We start from the raw sequence: 20224 nt of genomic DNA on the forward strand, positions 1-20224 counted from the left end.
CGGACTATTTTACGTAGACGATCTCATTGACGTACCAGCTGGCTTCTCCGGCCGGGGTCTGAACGACGGCCAGATCGCCCACTTCCTTTTTCAGCAGCGCGCGGGCCATCGGGGAGTCGATGGAGATGTAATCCTTACGACCAAAAATTTCATCGTAGCCGACAATGCGAAAACGCAGGGTGTCACCGTCGTCGTTTTCAATCTCCACCCACGCGCCGAAGAACACTTTGCCCTCCTGCTGCGGGGAGTAATCGACAATTTTGAGATTCTCGAGGCACTTGGTCAGATAGCGAACCCGGCGGTCAATTTCGCGCAGCCGCTTTTTGTTGTACTGGTAGTCAGCGTTTTCGCTGCGATCGCCCAGGCTTGCCGCCCAGGTGACCTTTTTGGTCACTTCAGGACGCTCTTCGCGCCAGAGGTAATCCATCTCTTTTTTGAGTTTCTCATACCCTTCGCGGGTGATCAGGGGCGTTTTCATGGTAAAGCCTTTGCTGCCTGCCGGTTAACTGTCTTGCGCACAATACGTACCACACAGTGTAACAGACAGGATTAATAATGATTTATGTGATGAAATGAGCAGATAAGCTGCTGTTAAATATGCTTTGTAACAATTTCGACTAGAATTTATACCAGAATTAGCTGGTCGAATACGTGCACTTTTTTAGAATACGCTGTTACAAAGACTATCCGAACCTTTGGGAGTACACACAATGCAAGAGAACTACAAAATTCTGGTCGTGGATGACGACATGCGCCTGCGTGCGCTGCTGGAACGTTATCTGACCGAGCAGGGCTTCCAGGTTCGTAGCGTCGCGAACGCTGAGCAGATGGACCGTCTGCTGACCCGTGAATCTTTCCACCTGATGGTTCTCGACCTGATGCTGCCTGGCGAAGACGGGCTTTCCATTTGCCGCCGTCTGCGCAGCCAGAGCAACCCAATGCCGATCATCATGGTGACGGCGAAGGGCGAGGAAGTTGACCGTATCGTGGGCCTTGAAATCGGCGCGGACGACTACATTCCAAAACCGTTTAACCCGCGTGAACTGCTGGCGCGTATTCGCGCTGTCCTTCGCCGTCAGGCGAACGAACTGCCTGGCGCACCGTCTCAGGAAGAAGCCGTCATCGCCTTCGGCAAGTTCAAGCTGAACCTCGGCACGCGCGAGATGTTCCGTGAAGACGAGCCAATGCCGCTCACCAGCGGCGAGTTTGCGGTACTGAAAGCGCTGGTCAGCCACCCGCGTGAACCGCTTTCCCGTGACAAGCTGATGAACCTGGCGCGCGGCCGCGAATACTCCGCAATGGAACGCTCCATTGACGTGCAGATCTCTCGTCTGCGCCGCATGGTGGAAGAAGATCCTGCTCATCCTCGTTATATTCAGACCGTATGGGGTCTGGGCTACGTGTTCGTCCCGGACGGCTCTAAAGCATGAGGCGAATGCGCTTCTCGCCGCGTAGCTCGTTTGCCCGCACCTTGTTACTGATCGTCACCCTGCTGTTCGTCAGCCTGGTGACGACCTATCTGGTGGTGCTGAACTTTGCGATCCTGCCGAGCCTCCAGCAGTTTAATAAGGTCCTGGCCTACGAAGTCCGTATGCTGATGACCGATAAACTGCAGCTGGAGGACGGCACGCAGCTCGTCGTTCCCCCGGCATTTCGTCGTGAAATCTACCGTGAGCTGGGCATTTCGCTCTATTCCAACGAAGCGGCGGAAGACGCTGGCCTGCGCTGGGCGCAGCACTACGAATTCCTCAGCCAGCAGATGGCTCAGCAGCTGGGCGGCCCAACGGAAGTGCGCGTTGAGGTCAACAAAAGCTCGCCCGTCGTCTGGCTGAAAACCTGGCTGTCACCCAATATCTGGGTGCGCGTCCCGCTGACCGAAATCCATCAGGGCGACTTCTCGCCGCTGTTCCGCTACACCCTGGCGATTATGCTGCTGGCGATAGGCGGCGCGTGGCTATTTATCCGCATACAGAACCGACCGCTGGTCGACCTGGAGCACGCTGCGCTGCAGGTCGGTAAAGGGATTATTCCTCCTCCGCTGCGCGAGTATGGCGCCTCGGAAGTCCGTTCGGTGACGCGCGCGTTTAACCATATGGCGGCAGGCGTGAAGCAGCTGGCGGATGACCGTACGCTGCTGATGGCGGGCGTCAGCCATGACCTGCGCACGCCGCTAACGCGTATTCGCCTGGCGACGGAGATGATGGGGGAAGAAGACGGTTACCTTGCCGAGTCCATCAATAAGGACATCGAAGAGTGTAACGCCATCATTGAGCAGTTTATCGACTACCTGCGCACCGGGCAGGAGATGCCAATGGAGATGGCGGATCTGAACGCGGTGCTGGGCGAGGTGGTGGCGGCGGAAAGCGGCTACGAGCGCGAGATTGATACCGACCTTCAGGCGGGGGAGATCCAGGTGCGTATGCATCCGCTCTCCATCAAACGTGCGGTCGCCAACATGGTGGTCAACGCGGCGCGCTACGGTAACGGCTGGATCAAAGTCAGCAGCGGGTCTGAGCTCAACCGTGCCTGGTTCCAGGTGGAAGATGACGGTCCGGGCATCAAGCCCGAGCAGCGTAAGCATCTGTTCCAGCCGTTTGTGCGCGGCGACAGCGCGCGCAGCACCAGCGGCACGGGCTTAGGCCTGGCGATTGTTCAGCGTATTATCGATAACCACAACGGACTGCTGGAGATTGGCACCAGCGAGCGGGGTGGGTTGAGCATTCGCGCCTGGCTGCCGGTACCGGTGACGCGGGGGCAGGTGAAAGAGAGTTAAAAAAAGGGTGGCACTAGCCACCCTTTTTTGTAGGTCGGGTAAGGCGAAGCCGCCACCCGACAACATAAGACCTCTGCGGCCTGATGCCCTCACCCCGGCCCTCTCCCACAGGGAGAGGGAGAAGGACTACAGCTTCGGTCCCGCACTCACCAGCGCTTCACCTGCCGGGGTATCGGTGTACTTCTCGAAGTTTTCAATAAACAGTTTCGCCAGCGATTCCGCCTTCTCGCGCCACTGCTCCGGCGAACCGTACGTGTTGCGCGGGTCGAGGATATGCGTATCCACACCCGGCAGCGACGTTGGGATCGCCAGGTCAAACATCGGCAGCGTGAAGGTTTCGGCGTCGTCCAGAGAACCATCCAGAATGGCGTCGATAATCGCGCGGGTATCTTTGATGGAGATACGTTTGCCGGTACCGTTCCAGCCGGTGTTCACCAGGTAGGCCTGCGCGCCGGACGCCTGCATGCGTTTCACCAGCACTTCAGCGTACTGCGTCGGGTGCAGCGACAGGAAGGCCGCGCCGAAGCAGGCGGAGAAGGTTGGGGTTGGCTCCGTCACGCCGCGCTCGGTTCCCGCCAGCTTGGCGGTGAAGCCCGAGAGGAAGTGGTACTGCGTCTGGCTGGCGGTCAGGCGAGAGACCGGAGGCAGCACGCCGAACGCATCCGCCGTCAGGAAAATCACCTTAGTGGCATGACCCGCTTTTGACACCGGCTTCACGATATTGTCGATGTGGTAGATCGGGTAAGAGACGCGGGTGTTTTCGGTTTTCGACGCATCGTCGAAGTCGATGGAGCCGTCGGCACGCACGGTGACGTTTTCCAGCAGCGCATCGCGACGGATCGCGTGGAAGATATCCGGCTCGGCCTCTTCAGACAGGCGAATGGTCTTCGCGTAGCAGCCGCCTTCAAAGTTGAATACGCCGTCGTCATCCCAGCCGTGTTCGTCATCGCCAATGAGACGACGTTTTGGATCGGTGGACAGGGTGGTTTTACCGGTGCCGGACAGGCCGAAGAATACCGCCACGTCGCCTTTTTCACCGACGTTAGCCGAGCAGTGCATGGAGGCGATGCCCCGCAGCGGCAGCAGGTAGTTCATGACGGAGAACATCCCTTTCTTCATTTCGCCGCCGTACCAGGTACCGCCGATCAGCTGGATACGCTCGGTCAGGTTGAAGGCAACAAAGTTTTCGGAGTTTAGGCCCTGCTCTTTCCACTGTGGATTCGTGCATTTCGCGCCGTTCATCACGATGAAATCCGGGGTGAAATCCTGCAGCTCTTCGTCGGTTGGACGAATAAACATGTTTTTCACGAAATGCGCCTGCCAGGCCACTTCAGTGATAAAACGCACGGAGAGACGGGTGTCGGCGTTAGCGCCGCAGAAAGCGTCGACAATGAACAGACGCTTGCCGGAAAGTTGATGGGTGACGAGCCCTTTCAGGTGCTGCCAGGTTTCCGGGGAGAGCGGTTTGTTATCGTTCTTCCCTTTGCCCTTGTCAGCCCACCACAGCGTATCGCGGGTGGTTTCGTCTCGGACGATATACTTATCTTTCGGCGAACGACCGGTAAAGATACCGGTATCGACGGCGATAGCACCAAGATTCGTCAACACACCACGCTCGTATCCTTCCAGTGCTGGATTGAGCTCTTCCTGATACAGCGTATCGTAGTCGGGGTTGTAGACGATTTCCTGGACGTCGTGAATTCCATAAGCCTTGAGATCTTGCGGGGTTAAACCAGTAACACGCATATCACTGCTCCTTAGCCAATATGTACTGCCTGAAATTGTAGGGTTTTTCTGAGGTTGTTAACCGCGACGGGGCTCATAGATTTACGCATCTGGACAAAACCCTTACTAACGGAAAACGCTGCGACTCCAGTCACAGTGCAGGCGGATTATCGCAGGAATCGCTTTTTGGTTGGGGAAAATGTTCCTAAAAGGTTAAAGGCTGGTGATTTTATCGGAGAGAATGTGAATGTAATCGCATACACGTAAGAAAATTACGTAAGAGTTACATTGTGAAAACGATTCAGCTTGGGCGGGGGTTTTTGCCCCTCAGCCCAGGGGTTCAAGTTCCCTCTCCCCTTTGGGGAGAGGGTTAGGGTGAGGGGAAAGAGGATTAGTGAACCTGCGGATCCGCCGGGGAGGCGTTGTTGCGGATCTCAGCGATATCCATCGAATTGAACACGTAGTGCGTACCGCAGTAGTCACAGTGCATATCAATTTCGCCGTCTTCCGCCATGATGCTGTCGATCTCTTCATCCGGCAGGGTTTTCAGTGCGCCAGCGCAGCGCTCGCGGGAGCAGGTGCACTTAAATTCCACCGCCTGCGGGTCGTAGACCGTCACTTCTTCTTCGTGGTACAGACGCCACAGCACGTCTGTCGCTGACAGGTTGAACAGCTCTTCCGCTTTGATGGTTTCGGTCAGCGTCGCCAGGTGCTCAAAGTCATTGGTCTGTGCGTCCTGCGCAGGCAGAACCTGCAGCAGCATGCCGCCCGCAGCAGGCTGACCGTCCACTTCTCCGGTGCGGATGAAGAGACGCGTCGGCAGCTGTTCAGAACGCATGAAGTAATCTTCCAGGCAGGCTGCCAGGGTATCGCCTTCCAGACCCACTACGCCCTGATAGCGCTCGCCTTCCTCAGGGGAGATGGTGATCACCAGGTAGCCATTACCTACCAGCGTTTTGAGGTCTGCATTTTCAGGCACGTCGCCCTGAACGCGCGCCACGCCGCGCATCTGCTGCTGGTTATTGCCGTTGATCACCGCCAGCGTCATCGGGCCGTCACCCTGCAGCTGCACGGTGATATCACCGGCAAACTTCAGCGTCGCCGTCAGCAGGCTGGTGGCAACCAGCAGTTCGCCCAACAGGGTCTTCACCGGCAGCGGGTAGTTGTGGTTTTCCAGAATCTGTTTCCAGGTTTCGGATACGGTGACCAGCTCGCCGCGCACGGCGAATTGTTCAAACAGATAGCGGTGTAATTGGTCGTGTTGGGCCATTTTCATCTCTCGTGCGGGTGAGGTTACTCGGTCTCACCGTGTTTAAATTTCATCAGATCGCGGCGCTCTTTTTTATCCGGTCGCCGGTCCGGGTGAGGCATCGTCAGCGCGTTCATTTTGCGCGCCAGCGCGGTCTTCTCGCGTTTTTCAATGCTCTCCGCGGTCTCTTCATAAAGCAGTACGGCTTCCGCTGCGGGTCGACGCTGTTCGGTAATGGCTTTAATCACCACCGTACGTTCATCGTTGCCCTGACGCAGCGTTAAGGTAGCATTCAGCTCAACCAGCTTGCTCGGTTTGCTGCGCTGGCCGTTGTAATGCACTTTTCCGCCGTCAACCATCTCGCGGGCAAGGGCGCGTGTTTTATAAAAACGCGCTGCCCACAGCCATTTATCCAGTCTTACCCCGTCAGAGGGTTTTTCTTTCATGGCGTCTCCTTCACGGTCAGTGAGGGGATCATCTGGCGATAGTCGTTCAGTCCAGGGTGGCGCAGATAGTTTTTTTCAGCCAGGCCAGAGTCAGGATTGGTCACGCCCAGACAGTAGCGAATGCCAAACCTTGCCGCGGAATCCAGAATGGGCTCGCTGTCATCAATGAACAGCGTACGTTCTGGCTGCAACCCCGTCTCTTCCTTCACCGCATGCCACAACCGCTGATCCTCTTTCGGATAACCAAATGTGTGGGTGGAAAGTAATAAATCAAGGTGCGACGCCAGACCGGTATGCTCCAGCTTCACCGCCAGATTATGTGGATGCGCGTTGGTCAGCAAAATACGGCGTTTGCCGCTTGCTTTCAGCGCATCCAGAAAGGGCACGGTATCCTCGCGCAGAACGGCGCGCGGGCCCTGGGCGGTGGTCATGGCACAAATATCCAAACCGAGGCGCTCGCTCCAGTAGTCAAGACAGTACCAGTTTAGCGTATGTTGTACCGCGCTATATTGCGAACGGATGAATGCCTGCGCTTCTGCCGGGGAGATCCCCTGCTGTTCGCCGTAGGTTTCAGGAACCAGCGTTTGCCAGAAATAGTTATCAAAGGCGAGATCGAGCAGCGTGCCGTCCATATCCAGCAGAACGGTATCAACCTCCTGCCAGGCGATATCAAAATGCATTAGGGGGAACTCCAGCCAGAAGAAACGTGCGCGACAGGGTAGCACATCTTGTCGCGCAACGACGTTATCAGATCAGGCTCTCAGACGAGGGGATCAGCTTAGGATTGAGGCAGTTTTCATAATACTGCTGGATATCGGCAAGCCGGGTGCGCGAGCGCTGGTAGCGGCGCAGGGCCATAAAGCCGTTCCAGAAAATGGCAATCAGCATCGCGGTCATCAGCAGGGAGGTGCCGATGTAACGCCATAAGCCTGCGCTATCCGGCATGCGGTGCAGGCCGATATGGCGAGTGCCGTTGGCATCGGTGTAGATGCTTGTGACAATCCCTTCGGCGCTGAACGGCGTTTGCATCAGCATCTGCGCCAGGCGCTGGAACTGGCTCCACTGCTCCTGCGCCGGGTAGTCATAAAGCGCAACCTGCGGGTAAGGCTGATCGACCAGGTCGCTGCCTTCATCGCTGACTATCACAAACCCGCCCGGTGCCGGACTGTTCAGCGCCTGAGCCGCTCGGGTGGTCTCGCGCATCATGAACGGCGAGGTCGAGGTCGCGACCAGGTTATCCAGCGATTCAGCGCTCACCGGACGCAGCAGCACGTTAACGCCATCCAGTCGCCCCGCTTCGGCGCGTTTCACCAGCGAGTCCCAGTCTTTACTGTTACCCAGGTTTACCAGGGCGTTTTTAAGACGTATGCACTCATCCTGAGAGGAGCATAAATCCTGCGTTTTCAGGACGATGTCACCAAAATCATCCAGCAGAACCATGCCTGATTTCTGAATGGCCGAGCGCAGCGCAGGGCTGACGCGCGAATCATCGTCCGGTTTCGGGTGCAGCTGGCGGTTCACCGTCTGGGTAAGCGCCGTGGCCTTATTCACCACTTCGGATTCCGGCAGCGGCAGCGGCGGCGCGTCGTTCCAGATAATTTGCGAGCAGTCGAACGGCATGAACGGCGAGTTCTGACGCGTGTTCCACGTCCCCGGGGTGTGAATATTACACATCCCGGTTCCCTTCAGGCGCAGCGTGTCCCCCACGCGTACACCGGCTTCATCCAGCTTGTTGACGCTGCTCGCTTCAATGGTTTGCGCGCCTTTGATCCACGACAGGGTGAATTTGATGGGCATATCCAGCGGCACGAAAAGCAGCAGCATGACAAAGACCAGCGCGGCGCCGCCGGCAATGACCGCGCTGCGCAGCCAGTGCTGAAGCGGGAAGTTTTTGACTTCATCATGCAGAGACAGGAAGCGCCCCTGACGCACAACGTGGCGGTCAAGGTAGATATCAATATCGGTTTTCTGCCCTAAGTCCTGCGTAATCCACGGTTGCCAGTGGCGCGGGTAGATCAGGTCGATAATACCGAGCGAAATATTGTTGAGATGTTCCTGATCGTTTTCACCGAACAGGCCCCAGCGCTTTGGCGTACCGCGCAGGCAGTGGATCTCTCGCAGCGAGGTTTTGGCCGGTGGGGCAAAGAGTCCCCAAAGCCCGGCTGCCAGCAGCAGCACCGCGCCGCCAGCCAGCCAGGGAACAAACACGTCCGGCGTAAGCAGGCAGATAAAAAAGAGCAGGAAGGCCGCGACGATCAGAATGGCTTCACGGATGCCGTCCGGGCGGCTCAGGGCGTACTCTTCATGCGTCTCCTGGCGAATGTTCAGCAGTTCGATCTGCTCCGTCTCTTCGCCACGAATGGAAGCCTGCGTTGAACTCGCGCGCTCCAGCGCAAAACGCGGGGCTTCCTGAAGGTATTCATTCAGCGTATGGCCGTTAAGCGAAATAACCAGGGGCAACGAATCGGTGTGAATCAGCTCAACGCTGTTCTCGTCATTAATGTACTGCTCCCAGGACGGGGGCAGATGCACTTCGACGGAATCCAGGTAATAGCGCCACTTGTTCGGGTCATCAGTGGTGATGCCATAGCGCGTGATGGAGCGCGTCACGCAGAGCACGGTATCACTTTGCGCGTTAAGCTTTAGCGCGACGGGCGCAGCAGTGGCCCCCGTTGGCCCAGGCGTTAACTGAGAACGGTTCAGGATTTCGAGATAGTTTTCAACCGCATCGCGCTCGTCTTGCGTGAGTTTGCGCGTGCCCGCACCCGCAAATGCATTTAAAAAGGGCAGACGATAACGGCGCTGTACGCGGCGCCTGTACAACCACCCTGCAACCAATGCGCTGGCCAGCATAGCAGCGAGAACAATCAAAATGGTGCTCATGCTTTCCCCATCTTACTTATCTTACAGGTGTAGTCAGTAGCACCTTTACATTGAATGAGAGTCTGTGGTTGGCTATCGGCAAGTATGGAGTCGAACTTGAGCATTCTGAAGCGCATCCCAGTGACCGGTGATGATAGCAAAGCCTGTTATGGCGCGATATCAGCAAATTCCTGGAAACATTTCAACCTCTTGACATTTGTTTTGAATTGAGGATTGATCCCTGCTACGTTGCATAAATGTAAATAAAGAACGATTGACATTGCCGAAACCGTGCGGCATATCGCACAATAACCCCAGTTCTCACTGCTAAGACCCATCACGATGAGCAAACCACTACAAAAACCCACCATTCTGAATGTTGAAACTGTCGCCAAATCGCGCCTGTTTAATGTCGAAAGTGTGGACCTGGAGTTCAGCAACGGTGTTCGTCGCGTTTATGAACGTATGCGCCCCTCTTCGCGCGAAGCGGTGATGATTATTCCCATTATCGACGATCATCTGATTTTGATCCGCGAATACGCTGTGGGAACGGAATCTTACGAGCTTGGGTTCTCGAAAGGGCTTATCGACCCGGGTGAAACCGTCTTCGAAGCGGCAAACCGCGAGCTGAAAGAAGAGGTCGGCTTCGGGGCGAATGAGCTTTCATTCCTGAAAAAACTGAGCATGGCGCCGTCCTATTTTTCCAGCAAAATGAATATTGTGGTGGCCGAAGATCTCTATCCTGAATCGCTCGAAGGGGATGAGCCGGAGCCGCTGCCGCAGGTTCGCTGGCCGTTAGCGCACCTGATGGATCTGCTGGAGGACCCTGACTTTAATGAGGCTCGCAACGTGAGCGCGCTGTTCCTGGTCCGGGAGTGGCTGAAGGGGCAGGGGCGACTGTAGGCCATAAAAAAGCCGGGTGGCGGCTTCGCCTTACCCGGCCTACGATTATTTGCCCGGCTTTTACCGGGCATTTTTATGCTTAAAACAGCTCGTGCGTTTCGCCGTTATCAATAATCTCTGTACCCACCTCATGCACCGCCTGTGTGGTTGGCTGCGTACCCTCGATGAAATACTCTTCGCGACTATTACCGCCGTTGGCGAGCTGGCCCGTGCTGCGGTCGATATTGACGGTCACCACGCCTGGCGGTGGCGTCAGCGGCTGCTCCGGCACGCCTTCGAGAACGGACTTCATGTAGGCGTCCCACGCCGGCTGCGCGCTCTTTGCTCCGCCTTCGTAGCCGGAAATCTGATCCTTAATCGCGCCGGATGCCGTTGTACGGCCTAAGTCACGGCGGTGATCGTCGAATCCGATCCAGACCGATGTCACCACGCCCGGCCCGTAACCCGAGAACCACGCGTCTTTCGAGCTGTTGGTTGTCCCCGTTTTACCGCCGATATCATGGCGCTGCAAATCACGCCCTGCACGCCAGCCTGTACCCTGCCAGCCCGGTTCACCGAAGATGTTGGTGTTCAGCGCGCTTTTGATCAGGAACGACAGCGGCGTGTTGATCACATGCGGGGCATACTCCGGCGCACCGGTTTGTGCCACCAGCGACTGGTTAGCCTGCTCCAGCTGCGGCTGCGGTACAACGCCGTTCGGCTGCTCCTGAGACACGGCAGGGTCTTCCATGTCCTTATTCTCAAGCACGTCAGATTTCGGTGTATTACCGTAAATCACAGGAATATCGCACTCTGCACAGGCAATTTTCGGCTTCGCTTCGAACAGCACGCCGCCCTGATCGTTCTCGATCTTGCTGATGAAGTACGGGTCAATCAGGAAGCCGCCGTTGGCCATCACCGAGTACCCGCGTGCAACCTGAAGCGGCGTAAAGGAGGCGGAGCCTAACGCCAGCGACTCGGTGCGAACGATGTTCTGCGCCGGGAAACCGAAGCGCTGCAGATACTCTGCGGCATAGTCGACGCCCATCGCGCGCATGGCGCGCACCATCACCACGTTTTTCGACTGTCCCAGGCCCTGACGGAGACGAATAGGACCGGCATACTCCGCAGGGGAGTTCTTCGGCTGCCAGTCGGAACCGGCACCGGCATCCCAGCGGGAGATTGGCACGTCGTTAAGGATGCTGGCGAGAGTCAGACCCTTATCCATCGCCGCCGTGTAGAGGAACGGTTTGATGTTGGAACCGACCTGACGCAGCGCCTGGGTGGCGCGGTTAAATTTGCTCTGGTTGAAATCAAACCCGCCGACCAGGGCCAGAACGGCACCGTTCTGTGGGTTGATAGAGACCAGGGCCGAGTTGACGTCCGGCACCTGTGCCAGCCACCAGGCTTCGCCGACCTTGCGCACCCAGATTTGCTGCCCGGTTTGTACCGCATCGGTCACTTTACGCGGCGTTGCGCCCTGAAGCGTATCCGAGCGGTACGGACGCGCCCAGCGGATACCGTCCATACGCAGCGAGACGGAAGTACCGTCCGCGAGCGTCGCAACGGCTTCCTGCGGATCGGCCTGCGTCACCACGGCTGGAAGGAGCGGACCATAGGTTGGCAGCGCCTTCAGCGTACTGGTGATTTTTTTGCTGTCCCACGCGCTTTCGCCCACTTTCCAGAGCACGTTTGACGGGCCGCGATAGCCGTGACGCATATCGTAGTCCATCACGTTGTTGCGCACCGCTTCCTGAGCCGCCTGCTGGACTTTGCGGGTGACGGTGGTGTACACCCGATAGCCATCTTCATAGGCCTTGTCGCCATAACGATTCACCATCTCCTGGCGAACCATTTCGGTCAGGTAAGGAGAAGCGAAGGCGATCTCAGGGGCGTGGTAGTTAGCGTCAATCACATCGTTACGCGCCTGGTCGTACTCGCTCTGGCTGATGTAGCCTTCGCTCAGCATACGTGACAGGACGACGTTACGACGCGCGGTGGCGCGATCGAGCGAGTAGAGCGGGTTAAACGTGGACGGCGCTTTCGGCAGACCGGCAATGGTTGCCATTTCGCTTAAGGTGAGTTGCTCAACAGGCTTACCGAAGTACACCTGTGCGGCAGCCCCCACGCCATAGGCGCGGTAGCCCAGGTAGATTTTGTTGAGGTACAGCTCAAGAATTTCGTCTTTGCTCAGCAGCTGCTCAATACGGATCGCAAGGAACACCTCTTTGATCTTACGTATCAGCGTCTTTTCAGGGCTGAGGAAGAAGTTACGCGCCAGCTGCTGCGTAATGGTACTCGCCCCCTGAGAGGCGTGACCAGAGAACAGCGCAATGCTCGCGGCACGGAAAATCCCCACCGGATCGACACCGTGGTGCTCGTAAAAACGGCTGTCCTCCGTGGCGATAAAGGCTTTCACCATCACGGGAGGGATTTGGTTTAAGGTCAGCGGAATACGACGCTTCTCGCCATACTGCGCCATGAGCTCGCCATCGGCGCTATAGACTTGCATCGGGATCTGGAGTCGCACATCGCGAAGCGTGGCGACATCAGGTAGCTGTGGCTCAATATATTTGTACAAACCGTAAATCGAGCCTGCTCCCAGCAGAATGCAACAGACTGCAAGGATGAATAAATACTTTACGAACTTCACCGGAGATTTCCCATTTGGTTTCACTTGGGCAGTTTCTAAACAATCGCGCGGTAGTATAAAGGCAAGCCTGATTCATTGATATAGCCGTCAAGACGACGGGCGATAAGGAGATCGTGAAGCATGGCTTTCAAAACATGGCAAACGGGCGTTCATATTCAACAGGATAGGGTGCTGATCGTCGCGTTGGCCCGGGAGAAGTCCGGCTGGTGCTTGCGCCGCTGGTGGGCGATTCCTCTGGCCGAAGGCATCATTCGTGACGGCAAGATTTGTCAGCCAGAACAGCTGGTTGATGCGTTACGCGACTGGCGGAAAACGCTGCCGCACTACCACCGGGTGTTCCTCTCTTTCCCGGCAGCACGCACCCTGCAGCGGTCGCTTCCCCGCCCGACCGTTACACTGCGCGACAGCGAGCAGCTCTCATGGCTTGGCGCGGCGCTCGCGCGCGAACTGGAGATGTCTGCCGATACGCTCTGTTTCGATTACGCACAGGATACCTTCAGCAATACCTTTCGCGTGACTGCCGCGCAAAACAACGAGGTCGATACTCTACTGGCGCTGGCGAAAACGCTGCGTTTGCGGCTGGTGAGCATTACGCCGGATGCCAGCGCGCTGGCGAATCTTCTTCCTGCGGTGTCGCCTGCTAAATGCGTTGCCTGGCGGGACGAACGGCAGTGGCTGTGGGCGATGCGCCACCAGTGGGGACGCCGCTTTACCACAGAAGCTGAAAGCACGGCCGAGCTTGCGGCGCTGCTGGCGCTTGGTCCGGATGACATCGCGCTGTTTGATAGCCGACGTGACCCGTGGGAAATCCTGGAACGCTGCCATGCCCCGCTACCGGACTGCGGCGCTGACTATACCGTTGCGCTAGCGCTGGCCATGAGCGAGGTGCCCGGATGAACATCATGAACTTTCTGCCCTGGCGACAGCAGCGGCGCGCGCGATGCCTGCGTTTCTGGGGCGCAATGTGTGTCGGCACCGTGCTGTTGATGTTCGTGGCCATTTTCTGTCTGCGGATGAACCCTCTTATGAGGCTGCACGCGCTGCAAACGGATCTGACGGGAATGCAGACCGTGCAGCATGCGCTTCTCTCCCGGCAGAAACTCGCCTCACAGGCGCACAAGCCAGCGCAGACACTTCAACGACGCGCATGGCAACCGGTGCTGGAATCCCTTGCCCGCACCATTCCGGCACAGGTCTGGCTGACAGAGCTGCGCTATCAGCCGCCTGCGCTGATGCTGAGCGGGTATGCCCTAACCCTGCCGGCCCTCTCCGCCCTGCGTGATGCGCTTGGACAAATAACCGGTTTTACGCCCGGGACGGCGGGTGAGCTTCGGCAGGACAGCCAGGGGCGCTGGATGTTCACCCTTCATCTTAAAAGCGAGGGGTGACGCATGGATACCCTGTTAGAACGCTGGTGCGAAAGCCGTCCCTGGAATCGGGTGCTCTTCTGGTGTCTGGGGAGTTTCCTGGCCGGACTGGCCGCGTGGGGCACCTTGCTCAGACCGATAGACAGGCAGTGTGCTGAACGACAGCGCCAGCTGATTCAGGACGCGAGGACGAACGCAGCGTTATGGCCTGCCGTCAGAAAGGGGCCGTTTCGTCCGGAAACACCGGAATCATGGGAGCTGACGCCGTTTTCCCCGCTCGATTTTCAGGGCGATAACACGACGCTGGTTTACTGGAAGCCGCTGCCGAACGGAGGGGAACTGATGCTGGAAGTTAAGTGGCAGGCGCTTCCGGCGCTTTTTTCCCGGCTGGCGCAGCGGGATGTGCAGATCGCCGCTTTCGCGATTTCGCCACAAGGTACAGCGTTGCGCCTGCGGCTGGAGCTGGAACATGCGAAATAGCGCGCGATATTTGCTGGTTTGCTCAGCGCTGCTATTGACCGGCATGCGCGATCCGTTTCGCCCGCCGGACGATCCCTGCGCCATTGGCGAGCTGGCGCAGTGGCACTATCGCGGCATGGTGGGAGGACAGCAGGCTATCGGCATTTTACAGGATGGGCAAAAGCGCTGGTACCGCCTCAAAACGCATGAGCGCTTCCCGGCGGGCTGGACGATAACAGCCATCAATCAAACGGAACTGGTTGTTGATGTGGGTGACACATGTGAACCAGGAAAATGGACGTGGCAACGAGAAGGAACGGATAAGAATGAATTTACGGATAATGCTGTGGCTGCTGGCGTTCAGCCATCCGCTGTGGGCCGCCGCGCCAAAGCCGGTCACGCTGGTGGTGGATGACGTTCCTGTAGTTCAGGTGCTGCAGAGCCTGGCCGCGCAGGAGAACCGTAATCTGGTGATATCGCCTGATGTCAGCGGCACGCTTTCGCTTAACCTGACGCGCGTCCCCTGGCGTCAGGCATTACAGACGGTTGTCACCAGCGCTGGCCTCGTTTTGCGAGAGGAGGGCGGCATTTTTTATGTGCATACCGCGGCCTGGCAGCGTGAACAGCAGGAACGCTCAGAACAGGAGCGGGCGCGTCGACAGCTTGATGCGCCGCTGGTGTCGCACAGCATCCCTTTTTCCTATGCCGATGCCGGAGAGCTGCAAAAAGCCGCAGAAAAACTCCTGAGTCCAAAGGGGAGTTTATCTGTCGACAAACGCACCAACCGACTGCTGATTCGGGATAACCAGACGGTGGTGGAGACGCTGCAGCGCTGGGCCGCTCAGATTGATATTCCCGTCGAACAGGTCGAGCTGGCGGCGCACATTGTGACCATTAATAAAAAAAGCCTGCGTGAGCTGGGAGTGAAGTGGAATCTCGCCGACGCCACCGACGCGGGTAAGGTTGGTCAGCTCACCACGCTTGGCAGCGATCTTTCCGTCGCCAGCGCCACCAGCCACGCGGGTTTTAACATCGGGCGGATCAATGGCCGGCTGCTGGATCTGGAGCTCTCTGCGCTGGAGCAAAAACAGCAGGTCGATATCATCGCCAGCCCGCGTCTGCTGGCCTCGCATATGCAACCGGCCAGCATCAAGCAGGGGAGTGAAATTCCGTATCAGGTCTCAAGCGGTGAAAGCGGCGCCACCTCCGTTGAGTTTAAAGAGGCGGTATTAGGGATGGAGGTCACGCCGGTGGTGTTACCGGGAGGCCGCGTGCGCCTGAAATTACACATCAGCGAAAATATGCCGGGACAGGTTCTGCAGCAGGCGGACGGCGAAACGCTGGCGATCGACAAACAGGAGATAGAAACCCAGGTGGAGGTAAAAAGTGGAGAAACGCTGGCGTTGGGCGGAATTTTTTCGCAGAAGAATAAAACCGGCAGTGACAGCGTGCCGGGGCTGGGAAAAATTCCCTGGCTTGGGCAGCTTTTTCGCCACGATGGGAAGGATAATGAGCGGCGCGAGTTAGTGGTGTTTATTACGCCACGTCTGGTCGGTATTCGCTGACGGGTGACGATCCCCGCAATGATTTTGCATTCAGTTTGTTGCAGATGTTTGACGTGGGGCATGAATTAGCATACAAGGAGTACCGATTTGAGTTGGACTTACGTCTTATTACCTTATGCGCCCGACGCGGTGATTTAATCAGTTGCCAAACAAGCCGGAGTATTGAGATAATTTTTAGTCTGACTCTCGCTCTATTGCATATGAGGTTTCAGTTCATGTCCTGCTACGCTGAGTGTCTGCGCAGCGGGGATTACCATTAACGAATAGTCTTAGTAGTACCGATAAAATGGCAGAGAAACGCAATATCTTTCTGGTTGGGCCTATGGGTGCCGGCAAAAGCACTATTGGGCGTCAGTTAGCTCAACAACTCAATATGGAATTTTACGATTCTGATCAAGAGATTGAGAAACGAACCGGAGCTGATGTGGGCTGGGTTTTCGACGTAGAAGGCGAAGAAGGTTTCCGTGACCGAGAAGAAAAAGTGATCAACGAACTCACGGAAAAGCAGGGCATCGTTCTGGCAACAGGCGGCGGCTCTGTGAAATCTCGCGAAACCCGCAACCGTCTCTCCGCCCGTGGCGTAGTGGTCTATCTTGAGACGACCATCGAGAAACAGCTGGCACGTACGCAGCGCGATAAAAAGCGCCCGCTGCTGCAGGTTGAAACGCCACCACGCGAAGTTCTGGAAGCGTTGGCCGATGAACGCAATCCGCTGTATGAAGAGATTGCTGATGTGACCATTCGTACTGACGACCAGAGCGCTAAAGTGGTTGCAAACCAGATTATTCATATGCTGGAAAGCAACTGATTCTGGCTTTATATACACTCGCCTGCGGGTAAAAGCATTAAAGGTGGATGTCGCGTCATGGAGAGGATTACAGTTACTCTCGGGGAACGTAGTTACCCTATCACCATCGCGGCTGGTTTGTTTAACGACCCAGCTTCCTTTTTACCACTGAAAGCGGGTGATCAGGCGATGCTGGTCACCAATGAGACGCTGGCTCCGCTTTATCTCGACCGCGTACGCCACCTGCTTGAGCAGGCGGGCGTAAAAGTCGACAGTGTGATACTCCCCGATGGCGAGCAGTATAAAAGCCTGACGGTACTGGATACCGTCTTTACCGCATTGCTGCAAAAACCACACGGTCGCGATACAACACTGCTTGCCCTGGGCGGCGGTGTTGTGGGCGATCTGACCGGCTTTGCGGCCGCAAGCTATCAACGTGGCGTCCGTTTTATTCAAATCCCGACTACGTTGCTGTCCCAGGTCGACTCCTCTGTGGGTGGCAAAACGGCAGTCAACCATCCGCTCGGCAAAAACATGATTGGCGCGTTCTACCAGCCCGCATCGGTGGTGGTGGATCTCGACTGTCTGAAAACCCTGCCGAAGCGCGAACTGGCTTCTGGTCTGGCGGAAGTGATCAAATACGGCATTATTCTGGACGGCGAGTTCTTTAACTGGCTTGAAGAGAATATGGATGCGCTGCTGTGCCTGGATGAGGCTAAACTGGCATACTGCATCCGTCGTTGTTGTGAGCTGAAAGCAGAAGTTGTCGCAGCGGACGAGCGTGAAACGGGCTTACGTGCTTTACTGAATCTTGGGCATACGTTTGGTCACGCGATTGAAGCCGAAATGGGTTACGGTAACTGGCTGCACGGTGAAGCCGTCGCGGCCGGAATGGTAATGGCTGCCCGCACTTCAGAACGCCTCGGACAGTTCACACCGGAAGAGACGGCACGCATCATTGCGCTGCTTGAGCGTGCAGGTTTACCGGTGACTGGACCGCAGGCGATGTCGGCGCAAGCGTATTTACCCCACATGATGCGCGATAAAAAAGTATTGGCAGGTGAGATGCGTCTTGTACTCCCGCTTGCAATAGGGAAAAGTGAAGTGCGCGGCGGAGTGCCGCACGATGTCGTTCTTGGCGCTATCGCTGATTGTCAGCAGGCGTAACAACTAGAAAGGTCAGGCCACTGTCGCAGGTGGTCGTTTAGCTTCAGGTGAAATGCAAAGTCGTTAGCATAAGCCTTTGAGTGGGGTGTTAAATGGATGAATTCAAACCAGAAGACGAGCTGAAACCCGATCCCAGCGATCGTCGTACTGGTCGTTCTCGTCAATCTTCAGAACGTGATAACGAGCCGCAGATCAACTTTGACGATGTTGATCTGGATGCAGACGATCGTCGCCCTTCGCGCAGCCGCAACGCGCACGAAGAGCGAGCAGAAGAGGATTATGAGTCCGAAGAAGATTCAATGGACGAACCGCCTGTAGAGCGTCGCCCGCGTAAACGTAAAAAAGCCGCTGCGCCGAAACCGGCTTCCCGCCAGTACATTATGATGGGGCTTGGCGTTCTGGTGCTTGTGCTGCTGATTGTCGGCATTGGCTCCGCGCTTAAAGCACCGTCAACGAACTCAACCGAGCAATCTGCTTCCGCTGAGAAGAGCATCAACCTGTCCGGTAACGATGCGACCAATCAGGCGAATGGCGCACAGCCTGCACCGGGTGCGACTTCCGCAGAGCAGACCGCAGGTAACACCACAGCGCCGCAGGATGTTTCTCTGCCGCCCGTTTCTTCAACCCCAGCTCAGGGTCAGGCACCTGCTGCGCCTGAAGGCCAGCAGCGCGTAGAAGTTCAGGGTGACCTGAACAATGCGCTGACGCAGCCGCAGAACCAGCAGCAGGTTGACAACGTCGTGGTTAACTCCACGCTGCCAACCGAGCCGGCAACCGTTGCTCCGATTCGCGGTGGTAATGCTCAGCCGCAAACGGCTGTGACGGAAACCAAACCGCGCCAGACGCAAACGGCGACACGTCCTGAACGTAAGCAGGCGGTGATTGAGCCTAAGCGTGAAACCAAACCTCAGGCGGTAGTCAAAGCGCCTGAAGTGAAAGCCGTACCGGCACAGCCGAAGCACACCGAAACGGCTGCGGTGAGCGAGCCTGCTAAAGCGCCAGTCACGCAGACCGCGCCGAAAGCAACGGCGACCACAACGGCACCGGCTGCCACCGCTGCGCCTGCAGCAACGGCTCCAGCAGCCACGGCAACAGCTTCCAGCAGCGCCGCAGGCAAAACTGCAGGTAACGTTGGTTCGCTGAAGTCTGCGCCATCCAGCAACTACACGCTGCAGCTGAGCAGTTCGTCTAACTATGACAACCTCAACGGCTGGGCGAAGAAATCAAATCTGAAAAACTATGTTGTTTATCAGACGACCCGTAACGGTCAACCGTGGTATGTGCTGGTCAGCGGTGTGTATGCGTCCAAAGATGAAGCGAAGCGTGCCGTGGCGGCACTGCCAGCAGACGTTCAGGCGAAAAATCCGTGGGCGAAGCCGATTCATCAGGTTCAGGCCGATCTGAAGTAATGTTTAAAGCGCAGGATGCTGTCGGAGCTTTCTCCACAGCCGGAGAAGGTGTAATCAGTTAGTCAGCATGAAAAAAAATCGCGCTTTTCTGAAATGGGCAGGGGGAAAATACCCCCTGCTCGATGATATTAAAAAGCACCTGCCTAAAGGCGAGTGTCTTATCGAGCCTTTCGTGGGCGCAGGATCGGTGTTCCTCAACACCGATTTTTCTCGTTATATCCTGGCGGATATCAACAACGACCTTATCAGTCTCTATAACATCGTTAAGCTGCGTACCGAAGAGTATGTCGCAGAGGCGCGCAAACTGTTTACGCCGGAGAATAATCACCCGGACGTTTACTACCAGTTCCGCGCGGAGTTTAACCAGAGCCAGGATCCGTTCCGCAGGGCGCTGCTGTTCCTCTATCTCAACCGACATGGCTACAACGGCCTGTGCCGGTATAACCTGCGCGGGGAGTTTAACGTGCCGTTTGGTCGCTATAAGCGCCCGTATTTCCCGCAGGACGAGCTGTATCACTTTGCCGAAAAAGCGCAGAACGCAGAGTTTCATTGCCTCTCCTATGAAGAGTGTATGGAACTGGCAGGCGTAAACTCGGTGGTCTACTGTGACCCACCTTACGCCCCACTGTCTGCAACGGCGAATTTCACCGCTTATCACACCAACAGCTTCAGTCCGGCTGAACAGGCTCGTCTGGCGGAGATGGCGGAAAAGCTGGTCAGCAAAAGAATTCCGGTGTTAATTTCGAATCACGATACCCCTGATACGCGCGAATGGTACAAAGCCGCGAAGCATTTTCAGGTCAAAGTGCGGCGTAGCATTAGCAGCAACGGCGGCACACGTAAAAAGGTGGACGAACTTCTGGCTCTTTATCGCCCCTGA

General features: G+C 56.7%; 19 protein-coding genes. 12 read left to right on the forward strand and 7 right to left on the reverse strand.

Annotation, left to right across the window (positions count from 1 at the left end):
* Window positions 1–4: 4 nt before the first annotated feature.
* Window positions 5–478 carry a transcription elongation factor GreB gene (gene greB / locus V4835_RS01905; protein ID WP_014885539.1) on the reverse strand — a complete coding sequence of 158 codons (474 nt, stop codon included), beginning with the start codon at window positions 476–478 and terminating at the stop codon, window positions 5–7.
* A 232-nt stretch (window positions 479–710) separates the two neighbouring features.
* Here greB and ompR point away from each other — a divergent pair, with 232 nt between their 5' ends.
* Together ompR and envZ are read left to right on the forward strand one after the other, a co-directional pair.
* Entirely contained in the window at window positions 711–1430 is a 720-nt protein-coding gene (ompR, locus tag V4835_RS01910) for an osmolarity response regulator transcription factor OmpR (RefSeq protein ID WP_001157751.1), read from the forward strand.
* A complete protein-coding gene (gene envZ / locus V4835_RS01915) occupies window positions 1427–2773 on the forward strand; it encodes a two-component system sensor histidine kinase EnvZ (RefSeq protein ID WP_023309494.1) in 1347 nt (448 codons plus the stop codon). Before ompR ends, envZ begins: the two co-directional genes overlap by 4 nt.
* A gap of 126 nt (window positions 2774–2899) precedes the next feature.
* Here envZ and pckA read toward each other — a convergent pair whose 3' ends face one another.
* From pckA to V4835_RS01940, 5 genes are all read right to left on the reverse strand, one after another.
* The gene (pckA, locus tag V4835_RS01920) at window positions 2900–4519 is read right to left on the reverse strand and encodes a phosphoenolpyruvate carboxykinase (ATP) (protein WP_047345740.1); all 1620 of its coding nucleotides are present in this window, start codon (window positions 4517–4519) and stop codon (window positions 2900–2902) included.
* A gap of 370 nt (window positions 4520–4889) precedes the next feature.
* Window positions 4890–5774: an Hsp33 family molecular chaperone HslO gene (gene hslO, locus V4835_RS01925; RefSeq protein WP_162269339.1), complete on the reverse strand. Its 885-nt coding sequence runs from the start codon at window positions 5772–5774 to the stop codon at window positions 4890–4892.
* A 17-nt stretch (window positions 5775–5791) separates the two neighbouring features.
* On the reverse strand, window positions 5792–6193 hold the full coding sequence (gene hslR / locus V4835_RS01930) for a ribosome-associated heat shock protein Hsp15 (protein WP_047345741.1): 402 nt from the start codon (window positions 6191–6193) through the stop codon (window positions 5792–5794).
* Window positions 6190–6873: a GMP/IMP nucleotidase gene (gene yrfG, locus V4835_RS01935; protein ID WP_331411095.1), complete on the reverse strand. Its 684-nt coding sequence runs from the start codon at window positions 6871–6873 to the stop codon at window positions 6190–6192. The genes hslR and yrfG overlap by 4 nt, the downstream gene beginning before the upstream one ends.
* Window positions 6874–6940: 67 nt before the next feature.
* Window positions 6941–9076, reverse strand: coding sequence for an intracellular growth attenuator family protein (locus V4835_RS01940; protein ID WP_063144244.1), 2136 nt, complete (start codon window positions 9074–9076; stop codon window positions 6941–6943).
* A 321-nt stretch (window positions 9077–9397) separates the two neighbouring features.
* On the opposite strand from V4835_RS01940, the gene nudE reads away from it, so the two are divergent.
* Window positions 9398–9958 carry an ADP compounds hydrolase NudE gene (nudE, locus tag V4835_RS01945; RefSeq protein WP_023333707.1) on the forward strand — a complete coding sequence of 187 codons (561 nt, stop codon included), beginning with the start codon at window positions 9398–9400 and terminating at the stop codon, window positions 9956–9958.
* A 79-nt stretch (window positions 9959–10037) separates the two neighbouring features.
* On the opposite strand, the gene mrcA is transcribed toward nudE, so the two are convergent.
* Window positions 10038–12590 carry a peptidoglycan glycosyltransferase/peptidoglycan DD-transpeptidase MrcA gene (gene mrcA, locus V4835_RS01950; protein ID WP_063144243.1) on the reverse strand — a complete coding sequence of 851 codons (2553 nt, stop codon included), beginning with the start codon at window positions 12588–12590 and terminating at the stop codon, window positions 10038–10040.
* Between the two features lie 120 nt (window positions 12591–12710).
* Between mrcA and V4835_RS01955 the strand changes: the two genes are divergently transcribed.
* The 9 genes from V4835_RS01955 (at window position 12711) to dam (ending at window position 20224) form a co-directional block, all read left to right on the forward strand.
* Window positions 12711–13487, forward strand: coding sequence for a pilus assembly protein PilM (locus V4835_RS01955; protein ID WP_331411096.1), 777 nt, complete (start codon window positions 12711–12713; stop codon window positions 13485–13487).
* Window positions 13484–13978: a PilN domain-containing protein gene (locus V4835_RS01960; protein ID WP_331411097.1), complete on the forward strand. Its 495-nt coding sequence runs from the start codon at window positions 13484–13486 to the stop codon at window positions 13976–13978. The genes V4835_RS01955 and V4835_RS01960 overlap by 4 nt, the downstream gene beginning before the upstream one ends.
* Window positions 13979–13981: 3 nt before the next feature.
* Complete coding sequence (locus V4835_RS01965; protein ID WP_331411098.1) at window positions 13982–14437, forward strand: HofO family protein; 456 nt, start codon at window positions 13982–13984, stop codon at window positions 14435–14437.
* On the forward strand, window positions 14427–14831 hold the full coding sequence (locus V4835_RS01970) for a HofP DNA utilization family protein (RefSeq protein WP_063144239.1): 405 nt from the start codon (window positions 14427–14429) through the stop codon (window positions 14829–14831). The genes V4835_RS01965 and V4835_RS01970 overlap by 11 nt, the downstream gene beginning before the upstream one ends.
* Entirely contained in the window at window positions 14758–15981 is a 1224-nt protein-coding gene (gene hofQ, locus V4835_RS01975; protein ID WP_331414065.1) for a DNA uptake porin HofQ, read from the forward strand. The genes V4835_RS01970 and hofQ overlap by 74 nt, the downstream gene beginning before the upstream one ends.
* Before the next feature lie 286 nt (window positions 15982–16267).
* Window positions 16268–16789, forward strand: a complete 522-nt coding sequence (gene aroK, locus V4835_RS01980; protein WP_003861630.1) for a shikimate kinase AroK — start codon at window positions 16268–16270, stop codon at window positions 16787–16789.
* Window positions 16790–16846: 57 nt separating this feature from the next.
* Window positions 16847–17935, forward strand: coding sequence for a 3-dehydroquinate synthase (aroB, locus tag V4835_RS01985; protein ID WP_331411099.1), 1089 nt, complete (start codon window positions 16847–16849; stop codon window positions 17933–17935).
* Between the two features lie 92 nt (window positions 17936–18027).
* Window positions 18028–19344, forward strand: a complete 1317-nt coding sequence (gene damX / locus V4835_RS01990; RefSeq protein ID WP_063144236.1) for a cell division protein DamX — start codon at window positions 18028–18030, stop codon at window positions 19342–19344.
* 67 nt (window positions 19345–19411) lie between these two features.
* Window positions 19412–20224 carry an adenine-specific DNA-methyltransferase gene (gene dam, locus V4835_RS01995; protein ID WP_063144235.1) on the forward strand — a complete coding sequence of 271 codons (813 nt, stop codon included), beginning with the start codon at window positions 19412–19414 and terminating at the stop codon, window positions 20222–20224.

The organism is Enterobacter cloacae complex sp. CARB60 (assembly GCF_036487345.1).
Classification (GTDB): Bacteria; Pseudomonadota; Gammaproteobacteria; order Enterobacterales; family Enterobacteriaceae; genus Enterobacter; species Enterobacter asburiae_D.